The organism is Neorhizobium sp. 2083 (assembly GCF_031455615.1).
GTDB lineage: Bacteria > Pseudomonadota > Alphaproteobacteria > Rhizobiales > Rhizobiaceae > Neorhizobium.
Genome location: NZ_JAVDTC010000009.1, coordinates 21,155 through 41,095, shown reverse-complemented (window position 1 = coordinate 41,095; position 19,941 = coordinate 21,155). Strand labels below are relative to the sequence as shown.

21 protein-coding genes and 1 tRNA gene are annotated in these 19,941 nt (G+C 58.0%); 12 read left to right on the top strand and 10 right to left on the bottom strand.

Annotated elements, in window-relative coordinates; translation table 11 throughout:
• Positions 1 to 15: 15 nt before the first annotated feature.
• The 3 genes from J2X76_RS26975 to J2X76_RS26965 all read right to left on the bottom strand — a co-directional run bounded on the left by J2X76_RS26975 (position 16) and on the right by J2X76_RS26965 (position 4,244).
• Positions 16 to 333, bottom strand: a complete 318-nt coding sequence (locus J2X76_RS26975; protein WP_310220635.1) for a hypothetical protein — start codon at positions 331 to 333, stop codon at positions 16 to 18.
• Between the two features lie 199 nt (positions 334 to 532).
• The gene (locus J2X76_RS26970) at positions 533 to 1,744 is read right to left on the bottom strand and encodes a hypothetical protein (RefSeq protein ID WP_310220634.1); all 1,212 of its coding nucleotides are present in this window, start codon (positions 1,742 to 1,744) and stop codon (positions 533 to 535) included.
• Between the two features lie 844 nt (positions 1,745 to 2,588).
• Entirely contained in the window at positions 2,589 to 4,244 is a 1,656-nt protein-coding gene (locus tag J2X76_RS26965; protein WP_310220633.1) for an RNA-directed DNA polymerase, read from the bottom strand.
• Between the two features lie 171 nt (positions 4,245 to 4,415).
• Between J2X76_RS26965 and J2X76_RS26960 the strand changes: the two genes are divergently transcribed.
• Entirely contained in the window at positions 4,416 to 5,309 is an 894-nt protein-coding gene (locus tag J2X76_RS26960) for a DUF3800 domain-containing protein (RefSeq protein ID WP_310220632.1), read from the top strand.
• A 160-nt stretch (positions 5,310 to 5,469) separates the two neighbouring features.
• On the opposite strand, the gene J2X76_RS26955 is transcribed toward J2X76_RS26960, so the two are convergent.
• The 4 genes from J2X76_RS26955 to J2X76_RS26940 form a co-directional block, all read right to left on the bottom strand.
• On the bottom strand, positions 5,470 to 6,240 hold the full coding sequence (locus J2X76_RS26955; protein ID WP_310220631.1) for a hypothetical protein: 771 nt from the start codon (positions 6,238 to 6,240) through the stop codon (positions 5,470 to 5,472).
• A gap of 215 nt (positions 6,241 to 6,455) precedes the next feature.
• Entirely contained in the window at positions 6,456 to 6,896 is a 441-nt protein-coding gene (locus J2X76_RS26950) for a hypothetical protein (protein WP_310220630.1), read from the bottom strand.
• A complete protein-coding gene (locus tag J2X76_RS26945; RefSeq protein WP_310220629.1) occupies positions 6,893 to 7,237 on the bottom strand; it encodes a hypothetical protein in 345 nt (114 codons plus the stop codon). The genes J2X76_RS26950 and J2X76_RS26945 overlap by 4 nt, the downstream gene beginning before the upstream one ends.
• Before the next feature lie 185 nt (positions 7,238 to 7,422).
• Positions 7,423 to 7,758 carry a hypothetical protein gene (locus J2X76_RS26940; protein WP_310220628.1) on the bottom strand — a complete coding sequence of 112 codons (336 nt, stop codon included), beginning with the start codon at positions 7,756 to 7,758 and terminating at the stop codon, positions 7,423 to 7,425.
• A 1,131-nt stretch (positions 7,759 to 8,889) separates the two neighbouring features.
• On the opposite strand from J2X76_RS26940, the gene J2X76_RS26935 reads away from it, so the two are divergent.
• Positions 8,890 to 9,105 (top strand): hypothetical protein, encoded by a 216-nt coding sequence (locus J2X76_RS26935; protein WP_310220627.1) that lies wholly within the window; start codon positions 8,890 to 8,892, stop codon positions 9,103 to 9,105.
• Here the strand turns inward: J2X76_RS26935 and J2X76_RS26930 are convergent, their stop codons facing one another.
• Both J2X76_RS26930 and J2X76_RS26925 read right to left on the bottom strand, forming a co-directional pair.
• Positions 9,106 to 10,851 carry a site-specific integrase gene (locus J2X76_RS26930; protein ID WP_310220626.1) on the bottom strand — a complete coding sequence of 582 codons (1,746 nt, stop codon included), beginning with the start codon at positions 10,849 to 10,851 and terminating at the stop codon, positions 9,106 to 9,108.
• A gap of 94 nt (positions 10,852 to 10,945) precedes the next feature.
• Positions 10,946 to 11,020: transfer RNA gene (locus tag J2X76_RS26925), tRNA-Thr, on the bottom strand.
• 152 nt (positions 11,021 to 11,172) lie between these two features.
• On the opposite strand from J2X76_RS26925, the gene J2X76_RS26920 reads away from it, so the two are divergent.
• The 3 genes from J2X76_RS26920 (at position 11,173) to J2X76_RS26910 (ending at position 13,805) form a co-directional block, all read left to right on the top strand.
• Positions 11,173 to 11,403, top strand: a complete 231-nt coding sequence (locus J2X76_RS26920) for a hypothetical protein (RefSeq protein WP_310220625.1) — start codon at positions 11,173 to 11,175, stop codon at positions 11,401 to 11,403.
• Positions 11,404 to 11,529: 126 nt separating this feature from the next.
• Positions 11,530 to 12,822, top strand: coding sequence for a UDP-N-acetylglucosamine 1-carboxyvinyltransferase (murA, locus tag J2X76_RS26915; protein WP_310220624.1), 1,293 nt, complete (start codon positions 11,530 to 11,532; stop codon positions 12,820 to 12,822).
• Positions 12,823 to 12,962: 140 nt separating this feature from the next.
• Positions 12,963 to 13,805, top strand: a complete 843-nt coding sequence (locus tag J2X76_RS26910) for an oxidoreductase (protein WP_310220623.1) — start codon at positions 12,963 to 12,965, stop codon at positions 13,803 to 13,805.
• 250 nt (positions 13,806 to 14,055) lie between these two features.
• Here the strand turns inward: J2X76_RS26910 and J2X76_RS26905 are convergent, their stop codons facing one another.
• Positions 14,056 to 15,117: a class I SAM-dependent methyltransferase gene (locus J2X76_RS26905; protein WP_310220622.1), complete on the bottom strand. Its 1,062-nt coding sequence runs from the start codon at positions 15,115 to 15,117 to the stop codon at positions 14,056 to 14,058.
• 689 nt (positions 15,118 to 15,806) lie between these two features.
• Between J2X76_RS26905 and J2X76_RS26900 the strand changes: the two genes are divergently transcribed.
• The 7 genes from J2X76_RS26900 (at position 15,807) to yacG (ending at position 19,935) form a co-directional block, all read left to right on the top strand.
• Positions 15,807 to 16,241, top strand: a complete 435-nt coding sequence (locus J2X76_RS26900) for a DUF2948 family protein (protein ID WP_310220621.1) — start codon at positions 15,807 to 15,809, stop codon at positions 16,239 to 16,241.
• A 67-nt stretch (positions 16,242 to 16,308) separates the two neighbouring features.
• A complete protein-coding gene (gene hisD, locus J2X76_RS26895) occupies positions 16,309 to 17,622 on the top strand; it encodes a histidinol dehydrogenase (protein ID WP_310220619.1) in 1,314 nt (437 codons plus the stop codon).
• A gap of 3 nt (positions 17,623 to 17,625) precedes the next feature.
• A complete protein-coding gene (locus J2X76_RS26890) occupies positions 17,626 to 18,099 on the top strand; it encodes a UPF0262 family protein (protein ID WP_310220618.1) in 474 nt (157 codons plus the stop codon).
• A 2-nt stretch (positions 18,100 to 18,101) separates the two neighbouring features.
• Positions 18,102 to 18,593, top strand: coding sequence for a low molecular weight phosphatase family protein (locus J2X76_RS26885; RefSeq protein ID WP_310220617.1), 492 nt, complete (start codon positions 18,102 to 18,104; stop codon positions 18,591 to 18,593).
• A 154-nt stretch (positions 18,594 to 18,747) separates the two neighbouring features.
• Positions 18,748 to 18,966 carry a translation initiation factor IF-1 gene (gene infA / locus J2X76_RS26880; RefSeq protein WP_004435948.1) on the top strand — a complete coding sequence of 73 codons (219 nt, stop codon included), beginning with the start codon at positions 18,748 to 18,750 and terminating at the stop codon, positions 18,964 to 18,966.
• Positions 18,967 to 18,991: 25 nt separating this feature from the next.
• On the top strand, positions 18,992 to 19,612 hold the full coding sequence (locus J2X76_RS26875; protein ID WP_310220616.1) for a Maf-like protein: 621 nt from the start codon (positions 18,992 to 18,994) through the stop codon (positions 19,610 to 19,612).
• A 113-nt stretch (positions 19,613 to 19,725) separates the two neighbouring features.
• Entirely contained in the window at positions 19,726 to 19,935 is a 210-nt protein-coding gene (gene yacG / locus J2X76_RS26870) for a DNA gyrase inhibitor YacG (protein WP_113130467.1), read from the top strand.
• The last annotated feature ends 6 nt before the right edge of the window (positions 19,936 to 19,941 follow it).

The following is a 19,941-nucleotide window of genomic DNA, read 5'->3' as shown; positions in this document are numbered from 1 at the left end:
AGCAGACAGGCTCTTTCATGAGCGATTATGCACATCGGTACTCGTGCGCCGCATCCGCCGCTTTTTCTTTCCAGTGGGCTCGAAGGCGTCAAACAGGAAATCGACCCCTTGCACGAATGAAGAGACCAATTGCACGCGGCTGAGAAATTCGTCATCGCTCATGTGCTCGTGCCCGCCGTTATGGTCGGTACGATCCTGCGAAAAGGCGGAATAACGCTCGCGTCTCTCCCAGATCACAGCGTACCAAGAAGTTGGCAGGCGGATCACCTTCAACGCGGCCTTGGCTGGAAGGCCTTGATTGATGATGGTAATTGGCCGTTCGTATTCTTGCATTGTATCGCTCTCAAAAGGAAAACCCTCCTTTTATTGTTGGAGCAAAAGCGCTCGGCGGATAGCGAAAAAGGGCACCCGAAACAAATTAGTAGTGACCGACTACTGATTGCAAGCAATCGTCGGCCATTCCATGGAGGCAACTCCGTTGAGGGTCTGCCGACTGCCCCCTCCGTGACCGGGGTGGTCACATACGGACGGGCTATGCTGCCATCCGAAGAAGAACGGCACTCTCGTCGTCCGGCAGCCAGCGACCCGGCATGATCGCCTCGATCTCGCGCATCCAGTCCTGCGCGGCATTCGCGGCCCGCAGAGCATCGGCTTCAGCGATCTGCACCCCGTAGCTCTCCGCCAGCTCGTCAACGATGTCCGCCACCACCGCTCGCTGCCCCATCGCGTTGGCGCGTTGCCGGATGCGTTCACCTGCGATCTGCTCGACGTTCTCGGCTGTTGCCGTCATATCGAACCGATGTTGACATGCTCTCGCCGCTTCACGTTCGCGCCGAACTGCCTCCCGCCACTCAACGGCCTCCTGTTCGATGCGCTTCAGCCGCCCTATGGTTTCACCGTCGCGTTCGACGTCGAGCCGAGCCAGCAGCTCGGCGACGGTTTCATTCTCTTTCCGTTCCCTGCCGATCATGTCCGAATCGTTGTTCGTCCGCTTGACAGCATCGGAAAACCCGGCTTCACCACCGCATTCGACGCGCAGAAGGAAAGTGCTGGCCAGCCCGTGGCGCATCCAGCGCTTCCACAGCGGAGCGACGACACGACCGACGACACCGTCGTTTTCGAGATACGCTTGTTCGTCGCCGCCTTCCTCACTGTCCGACACGATCCCCAGCTTTTTGTAAAGCGCGGCACTGCGCACGCACGACCGCTTGCCGGGCATGACGGACATGTACTCTCTCCAGCGGGCGTACATATACTTGTCGCCATCTGCGGCAAGGTTGGCGATATCCCAGGGCGTCAGCGAGCTTTCACCCTTAGTCTCGTCCTTATATCCCCCGGCAACTTCCCAGGCCATAGACCCCTTGGCCGTGTAATTGCTGGCGTCTTCGGCATCGTGAGCGACACGGACCTTGCAGCCGTGCTTGTCGTCGACTACACCGCCCGCGCAACGAATTTTTTCCTTGTAAGCTTCAGCCAGCCAGTCACCTGCGGCCTGCGTGCGCTCGGCGACCATCTCCTTAAGCTTCTCAGCATTGCCGTTTGCGGCAATCCTCTCAAAAGCGTCAGGACCGTCAACGAGAACAGAAAGATGCTGGTGATAGTGCCAGCCGTTTTTGATGCTATAAGTAACTTCTTGTCCGCAAATAACGCCAAGTATCTGATATTTCTCCTTTGCTTTATGCCATGCACGGGTCTTGCGAGCATCGCTCGACGCGGTTTTTATAAAGCTCTCGACAAATTCCAACGTCATCTTCGCGCTGTGCGAAGCAGTGAGCACCACGAGAGCACAATTCCCGCCCCGCTTAAAAGTCGCGTCAGCCGCTTCCTGGACTTTCTCAGCTCGCTCCAGAGCCTTACGCGGAGCGCAGGTCGGGCAAAGCCAAGGCGAACCGCAACGGAGAACTCCTGACACACCAGCACGAAGCTGGCCGGTATGCTCGCCCTGATGAAGATGAATATTGACGTCCGATACGCCGTCGGCAGGCATACCGCAGGCGCAGACGGCAGGGCCTCGTTCATCTTCACGCTCTGGTTTGCAAAGCCTCTGAATTTTAGGAAGGAGCGACCATCTACGGACCGTTGACGATCCTCCGAATTGATTGGGCTCGGAAAAAGGAAGAGAAGAAAGAGGAAGTGGAGGAGCTACGTTCCCGCTATGCGGAACCGTAGCTCCTCCACTTCCGAGGGCCGCTGCTTCGGGCGTCCTCTGCGCGGCCTGCGGCCTTGCGGAACCGGCGTTTGTACGAGCGGAAACCGCAGCACGAACGCGCCGCTCACCATGCGCATACGGATCGATGGCAGGCGCATTTGCTGGATCGGCGAATAGGAGTTTGAAGGAAGTTTTATTTTTCGCCTTGGCACTACCTGAAGGCGAACTATGTTGACATTTTTTTGTGACAGAATGCGGCGTTTGCTCGGCTGGGATATCTCCCAACGCCGGGGTCACTCAATTGTCAATGGGAGCTTTACAGTAAGCATAAGATCGTTCATCTTTACTAAACAATGGTTGAAAAGACGCCGGAGGGGTTCCAGCCCCGAAGATGGCGTCTTTTTCAATGCTCATCGAAGAATGGATCGGCGTCAACCGGTCAAAATTCAATGCCGTCATCGTCGACGTCGTCTTCGTCATTGTAGACATCGTCATAGCTGCTAATCGGGCTCTCAATCGCCGACTTCACATCGTCAATGTCTTCGACATCTTCAAAGACGAAAAGCTTGGCATCACGATTATAAAAACTCACATCGTCGTCATAAAGTTGCTTGAAGAAAGGGTTCCCCTGGAGGTTTCTTGATTTGATCTTCAGCCCGAATTGTCTGTCGCCCTCAAATGCGAGGAGCCAGTTCGCCCCCAGCATAGGTCGTTCACCCAGTCGATCAAGCAGCGCTTCCTTAGGGACTTTGTATGTTGCCTTCGTGCTCGCATGGACATCGAGCGCCAGTAGGCAATTAAATGGACCGCAACGACGAAGAACAAGCTCGAAAGCTTGTGCTTCCAGTGGTTCCCTCAACTCTTTTAAAAGCCATAGAGCCCACGCGATCTCAGAATCGTGGCCTGAATCACCATTCTGCTTAATCGCGCGGTGAACGACATTGCCCCACAGTGCCTTATCGACGGTCTTCACTTTGTTGCGCCAGGCCACTACTCGCGCGACATAATCCCAGCAGTGGGGGAAACTAATGGCTACGCGAACGAGAAATGGTTCGAGCAGCTCCCAGTACGTAGACCAAACCTCAAGTTCATCGATCTTTCTAACGGCGAATTTGACAATTCCTTCGTCCCTTTGATCGGAGGCCTGCCTCAGGATTTGATCCAAAAAATGGATGAAGTCTCCTTTCCTCTGCCCCTTCTTCGTCCCACCCTCCGCATAGCGTTCGATTTCTCGGCGCACCTCTACCGGCCAGTAAGGTTCCAAATCGGCGCTTGAACTCAGTATGACGGTTTTCGCCTCGTTAATGTCGAGTTCAAAGGACCGGATCGCGTCACGAATTCCACTCAAGTATCTCTGAGCTTCATCGAGGTTGTCGCTGCCAATATAGATATCGTCAACCATCCGCAGCATTGGGATTTCGTGCCCGTAAACTGCTCGGAAATTTTTGTCGATTGCTGATCCGATGATTTCCGAGATTATTCGTGAAAAATCCGGGCCTACCGGAATCCCCACCGTCTGGCCGTCCTGAGCCTGTCTGACCAGCCAATCGAGCCGATTTCCGAATATGGTTGTGGATTCGAATTTCCGATCCTTTTTCGACTCGGATTTTCCATGGAGCGCCCACGGCAGGGCATGCGTATATATAGAATGGTAGAACCGGGAAATATCCGTGCGGACCGTATATCTCGACAAGGCTAAATCGCGTCGACGGCGCTTATGGAACTCTGGGAAGGTCGAAATTGAGATCGGACGACCCTCAGCCTCCGAAAATATGGGGTAGGAACTTGAGTCGGTTGAAACCTGAAGATGCTCATCAATTTCATTTTTGCGACTTATGAAGAACGTAGCCGCGTCGACCATGAAGATTGGATTTGGCATCGTAAAAACGCGGCGCTGACCACCTCGTTTTGAGACGTTATAACGGCAGCCTTCTGTCGGTTTGTCTGTAATGTACTCGCCAGATTTCAGCGGTTTTATTGCTGCCTCATGCAAATTTGTTATCGCGAAGACGGGCGGAATGTTCTCAGGGAAATACCCATGCTCAAGCATTCTCTCGGCGAAGAGAGTGTCATTATTACCAGTAAAAGCAGCCATAAAGTGCCCCGAGGATCGAACAACGGAACACTACGCTTTTCGGTTGCATCCGCAAGTCTCCCAATTCCTCAGCGTCCAAGCTGCCCGGGAATATTGGCGGCCGCTTCATGAACGGGAGGACAGATTATCGCGATCTCCCAAAATCGCATTTTACTTCTACAATCATTGTCTGTGGGCGGAAACGGAACAAAACAAGAACTTGATAAGCTGGGGAGAGCACGGAAATCAGAAAACAACCATGTTACTGTAGAGTGGTCATGTGAATCGCTGGAGACCACGACCATTTATCTGCCCGCACCCGAACCCGAGGCCGTCGAGCCAGCACAGGATAACAAGCCGCGTCCCAAAATCCTGTATTTCTGCGACGAGAGCAGCCAGGACGGCGACACATACATGGCTGTGGCCGGTATTGCGGTAGCGAGAGAGGCGATCCCTGTTATCGTCGGCCAGATGAAGGAAATCCGGGAGAAATTCGGGAAAAAGGGCGAGGTCAAGTGGAAGAACGCCAAGAGCAGATCAGGTATCGTTCACGAAGCTTATATCAGGCTCCTGTTCGCCCTGGTCGACGAAGGTCGTCTCCATTTCCATGTGCGCTTTTCGCGAATGGATGAATACGATCACAAGCGATCTGGTCCTCGCAGGAAGATCGACACCGTCAGCAAGGCATTCTTCCAGCTGCTATTACACCGGCCCGTCGCGTTCTATGGTGCCGACGCTGACCTGTATATCCACCCTGACGACGGCGATTGCACGAGCGAGCTGGTCAATCAGATGGGCGCGTTGAATTTCGTCGGCCGCAGGATGTGCAAAGCGTCCGATATCGTGAAGCTGGTTCAACCGCGATCCTCAGAGCGAGAGCCAATGCTGCAGCTACTCGATTGCACCTTGGGAGCCCTGGCGGCTTACCGGAACGGCAGGCACGAGAAAGAGGGCATCAGCGACACCAAGAAAAAGCTGGCTGAACTGGCGTTCGAAATGACCGGCTGGCCGGATATCACGGGCAACTGCTGGCAAAAGAAGAAGCTCAACCGCTGGAACGCGGTGCCAAAGTTCAAGAAGGGCTAAGAGCGCGACCGAAGGGGCTAGTCTGTGGTTTACGGACGGGCTGGTTGAAGACCCAGGGCTTCGCCCACATCGGTAATAAAACGGTAGAGTGATGTTGCGGGATTCGCAACTGGTGAACCCCCATAGACACGATATGTGTTTGTTTTAGGCTAGCTAAATATTATCCCGCCGCAGTGGATCGCGCTGCGATCAAAGCTTCACCGATCTCACGCTTCTTAGCGTCGAGCGCAGCCATCTTACCTTTAACGCTTTCGATATCGACACGGCTGTTCGCAATCTGCTCCGCCACCAATGCCAAAACCTTGTACTGCTCTGCAATGATGGGATTTATGATGTCGTCCTTCAAACCGGCAGCACTCAGCGCATCCTCGTCATCGTAGTTGTCGATCATCTCACGGATCATTTGACCAATCTGAAGATCAAGGTTGAGGATTTCGCGATAGTATTCGCCATGGAGACGGATTTCGAGCTTTTTGAGGCTGTCGATGCCGTAGTTTTTGATGCCGAGTTCCATGAGGCATGCGGCGTTCAGCAGACCCATGATGTAGCGCTGCAGGACAAGACCCTTCCAATGCTCCCGTGGAACCGCCTGGAGAAAGTCTAGCTCAGCCACGAGATGTGCCCACACGTCGGGAGAGCTGATCTCGTTGGTGCACCGGAAGATATCTGTCCATCCTTCTTCGAGCAGGACGATCTTAAGCAATTTTGCTCTCTGACCCTGCCAGGTCTTTTCACCGGCAATCTCATCGAGCTGGATCGAGAACATCGAGCGCCAGTGGTCGAGCAGAGAAACGCCTCTTTTGCCTACCATCGTGGCCGCCGCCTCGTACATCGCCTCTGGGAGGGGAGGCTTGGTCAGATGATGCGCCACCATGGCGTGAAGCTCGGCCGACGTGAATGGCCGCTTGAGCATGCGTTTCAAGAATGACATGGGACCCAGCTCTCAACTTACGATAAATTTCCGGTCAGATACATGACAGGAAGTCTGGGTCAGTGCCATTCTTCATACAGGCCTACGAACGGTCCTTATTCAAGCATTGTCATGTGACCGTCAGTAACCATGGAATACATTCTAAAAGCCGCCGAGGGCTCTAGCCCGAAAGGCGGCTTTTTGTATGCTCATGGCAGGCGGAACAGGCGTCAAGACTAAGCGCGTGGAATTGATCGCAGCATCTGGTCTATAATCTTGAGCTTAGCATCGGCTCGCCGAAGCTCTGACGGAAACCTGCTTAGCTCTGCTACTGTACTTGCATCCAGGGTCGGTGCGTCCTTTACCCTATCAAACCAAGCCACAGCGGCGTCCTTCCGACTTTGAATCTCCTGCCGCGCCGAATGGAGGTCGTGTTCCTCGATGCTCAGAACTTCAATCTCGGCTCTTACGATCTCGCTATCGAGAGCCAACCTTTCGCGTTCATCCAACAGTGCCAGGTAGGGTTCGCAAGGCACCTTGATATCGAAATTCGTTTGACGCTCGATTTCTCCCATCCTGCCGAAAATATCGAGGAGCCTGTGAGGATACATTTCCAGCTCCACACGGCATTTTTCGATCCGTTTTTGGCGAAGACGCTTACGAAGCAAATGGTTCATTGAGCAGTCCCCTTGTTGACGACTGGCGCACTCTCAGGAACGCGAAACCCATTCTTTGCCAGGGCGGTGTATCCCTCCGCAGCAAGGAACTCCCAGTCTTTCGTAAGTAAATTGCGCCGGAATGCTGTACCTTCTACCAGGTACTCAGCCATAAACTTAAGCGTCGCGATCTCGGCTGTCGTGCGGCACACGCTGCTCGGCGAACCGCTGTTTTCCTCCTGAAGCCGATACTGATCGCGGATGAGCCCATTGAGCCGCAGCGCGATATCAAATGCAAGATCGCGATCTAGTGGCAGGGATTTTTTGAGGTCGACAGTAATCTCATTTTTAAGGTCGGTCATAAGGCGTCTTTCTATATTTGGCAAAGCTTCGGCGTTCTTCCCAAGCGAAAGCAAAATTGCCGGATTGTTAGGAGGGGTGTTTTCCGCTCAGTGAGCGGAAAGGAATTCTTGGCGCTGCTTTCTGATGGCGATGATATCGGCGTCAGTCAGATTGTCGGTTCTATGAACAGAGGCAAGCTGCTGGTCTATTCGACTTCAAGTACAGCCGAAATTTCGGCGGCGCGAAACAGTTCTTTCGCGAGAGGACCATGCCCGAAGAAATCCACCACCCGGTCAACATCTTCACAAACGCAGGCCTCATATTCGTTTTGAACGTTACTCCAAGAGTTACGTTCGACGCGCTGGCAGACATATTTGCCGCCCTTCATTCGATAAAGTCGCAATTCAGTCCAGGAATTTCCAGAGTTTGAGTAGACAAGGCTATCGATATTATCAGCCTCGGCCAAAAGTTCGCCGATAAACTTAATATCGCGGTCACCGTCGCGTTTAACTATAGTCTGCTTAACGTATGTTCCGGTCATTACGGAATCCTTTCAAAGTAACGTGGGCGAAGGTCGGAGGGCGCAGTTCAGCGCCCTCCGACAGCTTGCGAAATGCAAGGGAGGGTGATCATCGACAGTGATGACCGAAAACTTTCGGCGGACCGAAAGCAGAGCCGCTTATGCAGCGGAGACTCCCGGAGGAGCTGTTCAGAGCCACCTGTTCGGCGGTTAAGAAACTTGCGGCATGTGTGTCGCAAATCATTTTCAGAGCCGCTTGTTCAGCGGACCATTGGGAATCCCCAACCCCGGAGGGCCGGGTAATCCTCTTTCCGGCCATTAGCCGCCGAAGCAGGTAATGAGCGGTTGCGGACTTACAGACGTCATGTCTACCGCGCCCCCTGCGTTTGCAGGGCAATCAGCTTCCGGCGGCCCGTGTGCTGATGGAGGTAAGATGAAGCAACTTCTGGCATTGTTCAATACATGGCGCTGAAAATTTAATATCGTGTGCACGTTCTAAGGTGGCGAAAATGTCAACATTACTCGCAACAGACAGAAAATCGTTCCGTTAAATGCCGAAAAATTCCGTCTTGTTAGAAAATCTATCGAAGGCCATTCAGAGCACATAACGGAAATTAAAGTTTCCGCAAGAGTATCGAAAACCTATAAGTTTTAACCTGTCATTTGTTGTGATCGTTTGACCTATCTTGTCGTCCCGAGAGGGGTAGTCTCGCTCCTTTCCACGAGGAACTAAGGAGGCTCTGCCTCCTCGCGACGCTTCGCTCTGCTACCCTCTGATCGGCATGATCCGACTGATCTAGTCCGGAGCAGGGCATTACGGCCTTTGGCCTCCTTGTCCTGCTCCGGTGCGTTAGGATTGGGTCGCTCCGTCGCGTCAAGAAAAATAGACACGACCGTGTCGCTTCGCTCCCGCACTACTCGCGTCGATTTTTCCTGACCCGCCTCCCGCTCTGTCCACGCACAAAATCACGGACGATCCCTTCCCAAACTTATTAAAATCCGACCACTTCCGTTTACGGACACCATCCCATATCCGACATTTTTCCTGCCGCAAGGATTCTCATAAATCCCCATTTCTGTTATAAATTTCTCAATGAAATCAGATAGAAATGAGGATTTTCGATGAGGCGGACAATCACTAGAATCCGAGGTTTGACGGTTAATATCGAGGTTGTTGAGGTCTGCCAGACGGATCAAAACGGGGGCGTTCTCTGCTACGTCGCAGCGATCTATACCCAAGCGCATGGAAGCACAGAGAAGACATTGGTTCGCAAGAGTCGATTGCCCGGGGCGGCGGCGGAACTGAAAAAGGAAATCCAGCGGGATGGCATCCGCGCCTTTGACCGGATCACAGGCGGCGACCGGTGATCAACCCGCCGTCAGGTCTTTCCGCGCTGCGAATAGGCGCGAGAAATCGAGGCCGTCGTACTCAAGCTTGTCCATCTCTTCCTTGAGCAACCGGACTCGCACCATACCTGTGCCGTACCGGTCCGCCATGCCCCCATCCGAGTGGCCTTGCAGCGCATTGATGAATTCCAGCGGAATCCTGCTGTTCTTGCAGGCATCTTCAAATGAATGTCGGAAGCTGTGAAACGAGACCTTTCCAGTCTTCACCTCAATGCTCTCAAGGAACCGCTTGAAACGCGGGCTGTATGCTGTCGAGTAGTAACCGTCAGCCGCTTTCGGGAAATCAGGGAACAGTCGCTGTCCTTTTCTCCGCTGGCGCTCGACAAATGCTGCGAAGCCTAACTGTTCCAACGTCGGATGAACGGGGATCGTCCGCGCGGAGGAGTCGGTTTTGATCCCTTGTTTCAGATCGGTCTTTTTCCGTTCGCCGTCATCCTTGATGTCGAAGTATCGAATTCCAGCTTCTGACTTCACGTCGTCACACAGAAGCTGAATTATCTCACCTGATCGCGCACCAGTGAAAAGGCCGATCAAAGGTACCCAATAAATACCTTCGTCAGACGGTATGTGAGAACCGGACCTGATATAGGATTTTCCTGACTTGCATCCGATGTACAACGGCGCGGTGAAAATTGCCTGAAGCTGCTCGGATGAGAATGGATCGCGTTCGTCACGAGCTTTGGTTCTGATACGCAGGTTCATCTTGCCGAACGGATTGCTTGGAACATCGCCATATTGGCCCTCGGCCCAGTTCCAGAACGCGCGAACGAAGCCAAGAATTTTGTTTACATTGCGGTCGGACATCCGTTCGATTTCGGTATTCTTTGCTTTCTCTGCTGCTTTAACAAAGTCTAGTTTTTTGAAGTCTTCCTTCTGAAGGAAGTTTGGAGGAAGCGACATAATCGCCTCTTTAAATTTCCTGGCGTCGGCCTTTTTGTATTCATGGAGGGGCTTGTCCCCGACAAGTTCCTGAAAACGACGCGCCCAAAGTTCGTTCGACGCTGCGCTGCTATCGACCCAATCGCCATCTTTGCGGGTTTTCTCCTTGACCCACGCGGCAATCGCGACGGACAACGTAATTTCATCAGGTGAGTTGCCTGAGGTGACCTTCCGAACCAAGAGGTCGGGAAAGCGCTCAAGCTCTGGATGCTTTTCGTAGTTACTCCGCTGCATTCTATACAGTTGCTCGCGAGCGATACGCATTGCGGCAACAACTTCATTGCGAAAACGAGACATGGTCTGCTCATTAAGCCGCATGCCACGTCGGAGCAGAAAATCAGCAATAAGCCGGTCATTGCGTCGAGCGTCATCCGAGAACTTTTTGATGAGCGTCGCCTGTTCATCACTCGGCTCGCCCACAATGTCTGCCGCTGATCGCTTTCCATCAGCGTAGAGCGAGAAAAAGAGTGCAAGCTCATGCCCCGGTGTGTGCGCCGGATTCTCCTCATGTTCTGCAATAAACTCTCGACAGAGTTCGCCCGACAGCGCGACGATCTGCTTATGAGAAAGCGGCCGTTCACCGGCCCTCAGACCCGCCCACTGTTCTTCAAGTTCAGCATTCAGCTTTGCGAACCGGATACGGGCTTCGCCACGGTCGCGGGTATCAAGCGATCTTTTCCATTCTGTTACGCCGACAGCGCCACGGAGGTCGAGCGGCACCTTTTTGCGGAGCCACCAAACGCTGCCATTCAAGTAGGGGCGGGCCATTCTCAGAACCATGCTAGTGTACCGGTCTGGTGTACCAAAAGAACGGTGCAAAAAGCCTTAAGCTCAAAAAATGAGTGTTTTCCGGGGGGTGGAATGGTGCTGCTAGAGAGATTTGAACTCTCGGCCTCTCCCTTACCAAGGGAGTGCTCTACCCCTGAGCTATAGCAGCGTCAGCCGGCGCGATAGATCCGCGTCGTCGGCAGCGGCCTATTGCCATAGGTTCACCGGCAGTGCAAGCCGCAAATTCCAAGTTCTTTGTCGAGGAATGGGGAAAACGTCGCTTCCGCTTCCAAGAATCCCGGTTTTTGGGTATGGAGAGCCATGGCGAATGACGAAGAACGGCATGATCTAGAAGGTGGGGATACCGGCGAAGGCCGCGGCGAGCGGCACCGCAGGGCGGTTCAGGCCCGCGAGGCGCAGCGCAAGGCGAAGGCCGCGGCCAAGCTTCGCGAGAATCTGATGCGCCGCAAGACGCAGGCCCGCGCCCGCCGGGCGGGCGAAGAGGATTCGACACAAGGGCTGCCTGCCGCAAAAACGGACGAATCATTGTAACTTATGCGCCAAGACAGCCTGACAGTCAGGCCATTCCGGCAGACCATTTTAGCAATCATTGAAGCAGCGGCGGATTTCGTCTAAGGACGCCTCCTTTCGCGCTCTCAGAAGGAAGAGTTACAACTTATGGATCGCATCAGAATTTTGGGCGGCAATGAACTCAAGGGCACCATTCCGATCTCGGGAGCGAAAAATGCCGCCCTGCCGCTGATGATCGCTTCCCTTTTGACGAGCGATACGCTGACGCTCGAAAACGTGCCGCATCTGGCCGACGTGGAACAGCTGCTGCGCATCCTCGGCAATCATGGGGTCGATGTCGCCGTCAACGGCCGACGCGAGCGTCAGGAGGAAAGCTATTCCCGCACCATCAATTTCACCTGCCGCACCATCGTCGATACGACCGCCCCTTACGAGCTGGTCTCGAAGATGCGCGCCAGCTTCTGGGTCATCGGCCCGCTGCTGGCCCGCGAAGGCCAGGCGCGGGTTTCGCTGCCGGGCGGCTGCGCGATCGGCACGCGTCCGGTCGATCTCTTCCTGGAAGGCCTCCAGGCGCTCGGCGCCACGCTCGAGGTCGATGGCGGTTACGTGAACGCGACGGCCCCGAAGGGCGGCCTGATCGGCGCCACCTACGTCTTCCCGAAAGTCTCGGTCGGGGCCACCCACGTGATGATGATGGCGGCGACGCTTGCCCGTGGCACCACGGTGATCGAAAACGCCGCGCGTGAGCCGGAGGTCGTCGACCTCGCAAAATGCCTCACCGCCATGGGCGCCAAGATTTCGGGCGCCGGCACCAAGACCATCACCGTCGAGGGCGTCACCTCGCTCTCCGGCGCCCGCCACCGCGTCCTGCCCGATCGTATCGAGACCGGCACCTATGCCATGGCGGTCGCCATGGCCGGCGGCGATGTCGTGCTCGAAGGCACCGAAGCCGCGCTGCTCGACAACGCGCTCGATACGCTGCGGCTGGCCGGCGCTCATATCACCGAGACGAAGAGCGGCCTGCGCGTGGTGCGCAACGGCAACGGCATCCAGCCGGTCGACGTCACCACCGAGCCTTTCCCGGGGTTCCCGACCGACCTGCAGGCGCAGTTCATGGCGCTGATGACCCGGTCTTCCGGCGTCTCGAACATCACCGAGACGATTTTCGAAAACCGCTTCATGCACGTGCAGGAACTCGCGCGCCTCGGCGCCAGGATCTCGCTGTCCGGCCAGAAGGCCCGTGTCGAAGGGGTGCCGCGGCTGAAGGGGGCTCCGGTCATGGCGACCGATCTGCGCGCCTCCGTTTCGCTGGTCATCGCCGGCCTGGCCGCCGAAGGCGAAACCATGGTCAGCCGCGTCTATCACCTCGATCGCGGTTTCGAGCGGCTGGAAGAGAAGCTCACCCGCTGCGGTGCGGTGGTCGAACGCGTCAGCGACTGATCGAGCCTTAAAGCTGATATTTCGCAAGGGACGGCGGGGGAATTGCCCTTGCCGTCCCTTTTTGCATTTCTATCTTTTGCATGCGCCCACCTTTGATCCCGCCTCACATTGTTTGATCCGGCATCCACGGAGATTTTCCCATGACCGATATTCAATCCCCCGTCTGGTTCATCACCGGCTGCTCCACAGGCTTCGGCCGCGAGCTCGCCAAACTGACGATCGAGCGCGGCTGGCCGACCGTGGTAACCGCCCGCGGCCGGGATCGCGTTGCCGATCTCGCCGACGGCAAGGATCATGTTCTGGCGCTCGATCTCGACGTGACGGACCTGAAACAGGTTTCCGATGCGGTCGCGGCCGCCGAAGAGACGTTCGGCCGCATCGACGTGCTGGTCAACAATGCCGGTTACGGTTACCAGGCCTCGATCGAGGAAGGCGAGGAGGGCGAGATCCGGGCGATGTTCGATGCCAATGTCTTCGGGCTGTTCGCCATGACCCGCGCCGTGCTGCCGGGCATGCGGGCGCGGCGCAAGGGCCATATCCTCAACATCACCTCCATGGCCGGCTTCATGGGGCTTCCGAGTTCCGGCTATTATGCGGCGAGCAAGCATGCGGTGGAAGGTTTTTCAGATGCGCTCAGCCTCGAGGGCGCGCCTCTTGGCATCAAGGTCACCTGCGTGGAGCCAGGCCCCTTCCGCACCGACTGGGCCGGCCGCTCGCTGAAGCAGACGCCGAGCCGGATCGAGGACTATGCCGAAACTGCCGCCGCCCGCATGGGCGCGACTTCCGGCTATAGCGGCAGGCAGCCGGGGGATCCGGTGCGGGCCGGCGAGGCGATGATCGCCGCCACCGAGGCGACCGAGGCGCCCCGCCATCTCGTGCTCGGCGCTATCGCCTATAACGCTGTCACGCAAAAGCTGAAGGAGCGGCTTGGCCAGATCGAACTCTGGGAGGAGATCAGCCTCTCGGCCGATTTTCCGAGCTGAAGAGAATGGCGGGGCGGGGCTCCCGCCTCCTTGGCGGTCATGGCAGCATCCGATAGATGCGTTCATCGCGCAGGCCAGGTTTACGATAGCAAGGCTCGACGAGCACCGGGGCCGGACGGCCCCGACATCCCGGGCTCCTTCATGCTGGTCGCCCATGAGGTGGCGGCAGGCGTCGCGATTGCAGCGACATGCCGCGGCCCGAAACCTCCGAAATCTACAAGCCGAGGCCAGAACGACAGCCGGCGGCGCTTCAGGCCCGCACTTCGAATATCATGTTGAATGGCGTCTCGCTCGCCCGCCGGAAATGCGAATAGCCGGCGTCGAGGGCCACTTTGCGAAGCTTCATCTCCCCGGCCTGCGCTCCGAGGCCAAGGCCCACTTCCTGAGCCATCGAGGCGGGAGTGCAGATCATGGTCGAGGCGCCATAATAAACACGGCCGACCGGGTTGAGATTGTCCTTCAGGCCGTCATGTGCGAAAGGTTCGACGATCATCCAGGTGCCGTCCTTCGCCATCGTCTCGCGGATATGACGACCGGCGCCGACCGGATCGCCCATATCGTGGAGGCAGTCGAACATGGCGACGAGATCGTAGTTGCCTGCAGGGAATTCCTTCGCCGAAGCCTGGTGGAAGGTAACCCGGTCGTCCACACCCGCCTCCTGCGCCGCGCGCTTTGCGCGCTCAATGGAAGGGACGTGGTAGTCGAACCCGTGGAAATGCGAATTCGGAAAGGCCTTGGCCATGAGGATGGTCGAGGCGCCATGGCCACAGCCTACGTCGGCCACTTCCGCTCCGCGTTCCAGCTTTTCATGGACGCCCTGGAGGGCGGGGATCCATTCATCGACCAGATGGCTGTTGTAGCCGGGTCGGAAGAAACGTTCCGTGCCCCGGAACAGACAGGTGCTGTGCTCATGCCATCCGAGGCCGCGGCCCGTGCGAAAGGCTTCTTCCACCTTGGGTTCGTCCATCCACATCGACTGGATGATTTCAAAAGCGCCCCCGAAAAAGGCGGAGCTGTCTTCACTGGCAAACACCATGGTCTGCTCGGGCGTCATGGCGAACTTGTTCGAATCCTCATGATAGGAAATGTAATCGGCGGCGGCCATGGCGGCGAGCCATTCGCGCACGTTGCGTTCGGTAAGCCCCGTCGTTTCCGCCAGCTCCATCGAGGATCGCGGCCGGCCGTCCATCATCGCCCGAAACAGGCCGAGATGATCGCCAAGCACGACGAGAACGCCGGAGACGCCGGCGCCGAGATCGCCGACCAGACGGCCGACGAGTGCATCGAGTTTCTGCATGTCAGGTTCCTGCATGGCATCCTCCATAGCTACGCCGCCCCAGCCCGATATCTCACCCGCCGCGATTCTACGCCGGGGCCGCACACCGTCAATGAAGCATTCGGACTAGGCGACCGATCGGAAGGCTTAGCTTTCCGTCGAACGACAGTCCGGTTCAGGGTCCCGACTGTCCGATGACAGCGCGAATGCCGACAGGAGCCTCTGTCTCCGCCAGAGAGAGAGGCCGCAGCCCGGACGGTCCATTGCGCGCGATCCTTCGCGCGCGGGGATGAAATACAGTTGATCGGCATTTACTTCCGTGTTCCGTCAAGCACTTGGCGGATTTCTTATCCGCCGGCATCCCCGCAGCCAGGGCGCCGGCAATAATAGCCGCATCATCGGATGGGAACCGGGTTCGCGAACCGGCTGCCTTCACCAAGGTTCGAAAGTGCCCGGTTCCGGTGATGGTCGTCGAGGCGGTGAGGAGGGCCTGGAAATCCTCCGCAACCGAAAAGGCGATCGGGGCAGGCGGAAACCTACCTCACATCATTACCCATGCCCCTGCCTGCCCCATTCCCCTTCTCGAACCGTGCCGCGCGTCAGTCGGCGCGGATAAAGCTGCGTTCCGTCCTGCACGCCGCCGTTGCTTCTTGGCCCGCCGCATCCTATCTCAAGTCCCAGGAACATCCGCGTGAACGCGCGCCTCTTAACGGATATTGGAAGCGATGACCGACTTGAAACTGCTTGCCCTCGACACCGTCGATCTGGGCGTCATTTCCGCCCATATGCAGGATGCCGTCTTCAAGGTGGGCGATGTGCGCTGGTCGCAGCCCGGGCAGAACTTCTCACTCGCCGCCAACCGCTTTGTCTGGGAAAACGCCGCGGCCAGGCAGCGCAAGGGTTTCGAACGCCGCCGCGCGGCGATCGTCTTCAAGCGCGTCCAAGCGGTGCGCTCGACCGGCATCAACCGCGGCCGCAAGGACGAAGTCCAGTCGCTGCTCGCGATCACCTTCTCGCAGAAGGGGAACGGTCCGGAGGGCACGATCGAACTGATCCTTTCCGGCAAATCGACGATTGCGCTCGATGTCGAATGCATCGAAGTTGCTCTTGCGGATGTCGGCGGCGCATGGGAAACGGCATCCAAGCCCCGTCATCCCTGATCTGGCCCCTTTGCCCGAACGGCCCGACCGGGATAACATCGTTTTTTGAGCTGGAAGGGATATCCGCTTGGCAATCTGGTTGGATCAGGCGTCGCAGGATTTTGAGGCGAAGTTTTCCGCATTTCTCTCGACCAAGCGGGAGGTCTCGGAAGATGTGAATGCCGTGGTGCGCGCCATCATCGACGACGTGCGCGCCCGCGGCGACCAGGCGCTGATCGATTATTCCCGCCGTTTCGACGGCATCGACCTCGCCAAGGTCGGGATAAGGGTCACCGAAGCCGAGATCGACGCCGCCTTTGCGGAGACCGATCGGAAGGTCATCGATGCCCTGAAGCTCGCCGCCGAACGCATCGAGCGCCACCATGCCCGGCAGATGCCGAAGGACGATATCTACGAGGACGCGATCGGCGTCGGCCTCGGCTCCCGCTGGACGGCGATCGAAGCGGTCGGGCTCTATGTTCCGGGCGGTACCGCGAGTTATCCGAGCTCGGTGCTGATGAATGCGGTGCCGGCAAGGGTCGCCGGCGTGCCGCGCGTCGTCATGGTCGTGCCGGCAGGCGGCGGCAAGATCAATCCGGCCGTGCTCGCCGCCGCCCGTATTGCCGGCGTCACAGAGATCTACCGCATCGGCGGCGCCCAGGCCGTGGCGGCGCTCGCCTATGGCACTCAGACGATCGCCCCGGTCGCCAAGATCGTCGGCCCCGGCAATGCCTATGTGGCGGCCGCCAAGCGGCATGTCTTCGGCACGGTCGGCATCGACATGATTGCCGGCCCGTCCGAGGTCCTGGTCATCGCCGATAGCGAGAACGATCCGGACTGGCTGGCCGCCGACCTGCTTGCCCAGGCCGAACACGATGCCGGCGCCCAGTCCATCCTCGTCACCGACGATGCCGAATTCGGCCGCGCGGTGGAAGCGGCCGTCGAGCGCCAGCTGAAGACCCTGTCGCGCTCGGAAACCGCCGCCGCGAGCTGGCGCGATTTCGGCGCCGTCATCCTGGTGCCGGACCTGAAGGCCTCGCTGCCGCTCGCCAACCGCATCGCCGCCGAGCATCTGGAGCTGGCGGTTGCGGATCCCGACGCGCTTTTGCCCGGCATCCGCAATGCCGGTGCGATCTTCATCGGCCGCCATACGCCGGAGGTGATCGGCGATTATGTCGGCGGCTCCAACCACGTGCTGCCGACCGCCCGTTCGGCCCGTTTCTCCTCCGGCCTTTCGGTGCTCGATTTCGTCAAGCGCACCTCGATCCTGCGGCTCGGCCCGGACCAGCTCCGTCAGCTCGCCCCGGCGGCGATCACGCTTGCCCATTCCGAAGGGCTCGATGCCCATGCCCGTTCCGTCGCCATCCGCCTGAACGGCTTAGCCCTCGATGACGAGGGTTGAGGGATGGGGGCGGCGGTCTACCGGCTCTACGACGTCGTTCTGGACGACTCGATCGGGCGTTCCACGCCCGATGTGGAGCACGAGCGGGCGGTCGCCATCTTCGATCTGGTCGAGGAAAATACGTTCGAGCCGCTCGGCCATGCCGGTGGCCCCTATAAGCTGAAACTCTCGCTCGTCGATGCCAAGCTGGTGCTCGGCATCACCACCGAAAAGGACGAGCAGGTCGCGACCCATATCTTGTCGCTCACACCCTTCCGGCGGATCATCAAGGACTACTTCATGATCTGCGAAAGTTATTACGAGGCGATCCGCTCCTCGACCCCCAGCCGCATCGAGGCGATCGACATGGGTCGGCGCGGCGTCCACAACGAGGGTTCGCAGACGCTGATGGACCGCCTCGACGGCAAGATCCGCGTCGATTTCGACACCGCCCGGCGGCTCTTCACGCTGGTCTGCGTGCTCTATTGGCGCGGCTGAGCATGGAGGCAGAACGCGCCCCTCAGACGACGATCGAGACGCACGCCAAGCGACCGGGCGCCATCCTATTCATGTGCGGATTCAACGCCATCCGCTCGCCGCTTGCCGAGGCCATTGCAAAGCGGCTGCTGCCACCCGATATCTACATCCAGTCGGCCGGCGTGCGCTCCGGCGAGCGGGATCCCTTCGTGGATGCGGTGCTGGAGGAGGTCGGGCTTTCGATCGGCCGCCACCAGCCACGGACGCTCGAAGAACTCGAGGACGATTTTTTCGACCTGATCGTCACGCTGACGCCGGAAGCCCACCATGCCGCGCTGGAACTGACCCGCGCCAATGCCGTGGACGTGGTCTACTGGCCGACCATGGATCCGACCGCCGCGACCGGGACCCGCGACCAGATGCTCGATGCCTATCGCGAGGTTCGCGATCATCTCTGGCGGCTGATCGAGGAGCGTCTTTCGGGCATTCGCCGGCATCCGGCCGAGACCGCCTGAAAGCCCTTGCCGGGGACGGCTTGAAACGACATTGAGAATAGCGCGCAAGCGAGGTTCACAAAGCGGACATGATTGTGTAGTTTCCGCGCAAATTTCCGGGCGGGCGCCAGAAAGCGCTGCCGGCCCAAACCCAACACAGGAAGAAAACCTATAGATGGCTAAAGAAGAAGTCCTCGAATTTCCGGGCGTCGTGACCGAACTCCTGCCCAACGCAACGTTCCGCGTGAAGCTCGAAAACGAACACGAGATCATTGCCCATACCGCCGGGCGCATGCGCAAGAACCGCATCCGCGTTCTCGCCGGCGACAAGGTGCTCGTCGAAATGACGCCCTATGACCTCACCAAGGGCCGCATCACCTACCGCTTCAAGTAATTCCTATCATCCGCGGCGGGCTCTCATGGCGCTGGAACAAAAGCTGATACTGGCCTCGGGTTCTCCGCGCCGTCTCGACCTCCTCAACCAGGCCGGCATCGCGCCGGCGCGGCTGATGCCGATGGATATCGACGAGACACCGAAGAAATCCGAACACCCGCGCTCGCTCGCCCGCAGGCTTTCCACCGAAAAGGCCGAGGCGGCGCTCAACGCCATCCGCAACGATCCGGCCTGGCGGCACAGCTATATCCTTTCGGCCGACACGGTCGTCGCGGTCGGCCGCCGCATTCTCGAAAAGACCGAATATACGCAGGAAGCCTCGTCGGCGCTGCACCTGCTCTCCGGGCGCGGCCACTGGGTCTATACCGGCATCTGCCTGATCACCCCCGGCGGCCAGTTCCGCCAGAAGGTCGTGCAGACCAAGGTGCGCTTCAAAAGGCTTTCCACCCGCGAGATCGAAAACTACATCGCGTCGGGGCAGTGGCGCGGCAAGGCGGGCGCCTATGCGATCCAGGGTATTGCCGGATCCTTCGTCCAGAAACTCGTCGGCTCCTACACCAATGTCGTCGGCCTGCCGCTGTTCGAGGTGACCGGGCTCCTGGCGGGCGAAGGTTTTGACGTGGCTGCGGCCTGGCCCGAGGGCTGACTGCCCGATTGCAGGCTGAGGAGGCGCTGCAGGCCGTATGGGCCGCATTGGCGGCCTATCGGCATTATTCCGCCATGGGATGCGCCGGGCGCAAACTAAGGAGTATTTCAAACATGACATCCGAACCGATCAAGACTGGCGGCAAGGTCGAGCCTCTGCGGAAAACGAGGCCCTGCCCTGAATGCGGCAAGCCGTCATCGCGCGAACACTACCCGTTCTGCTCCGACCGTTGCCGGACGCTCGACCTGTCGCGATGGCTGAATGGCTCCTACGCCATTCCCGTTTCGGAAGACCAGACGAAGGCTGACGGCACGGAGGACTGAGCCGGG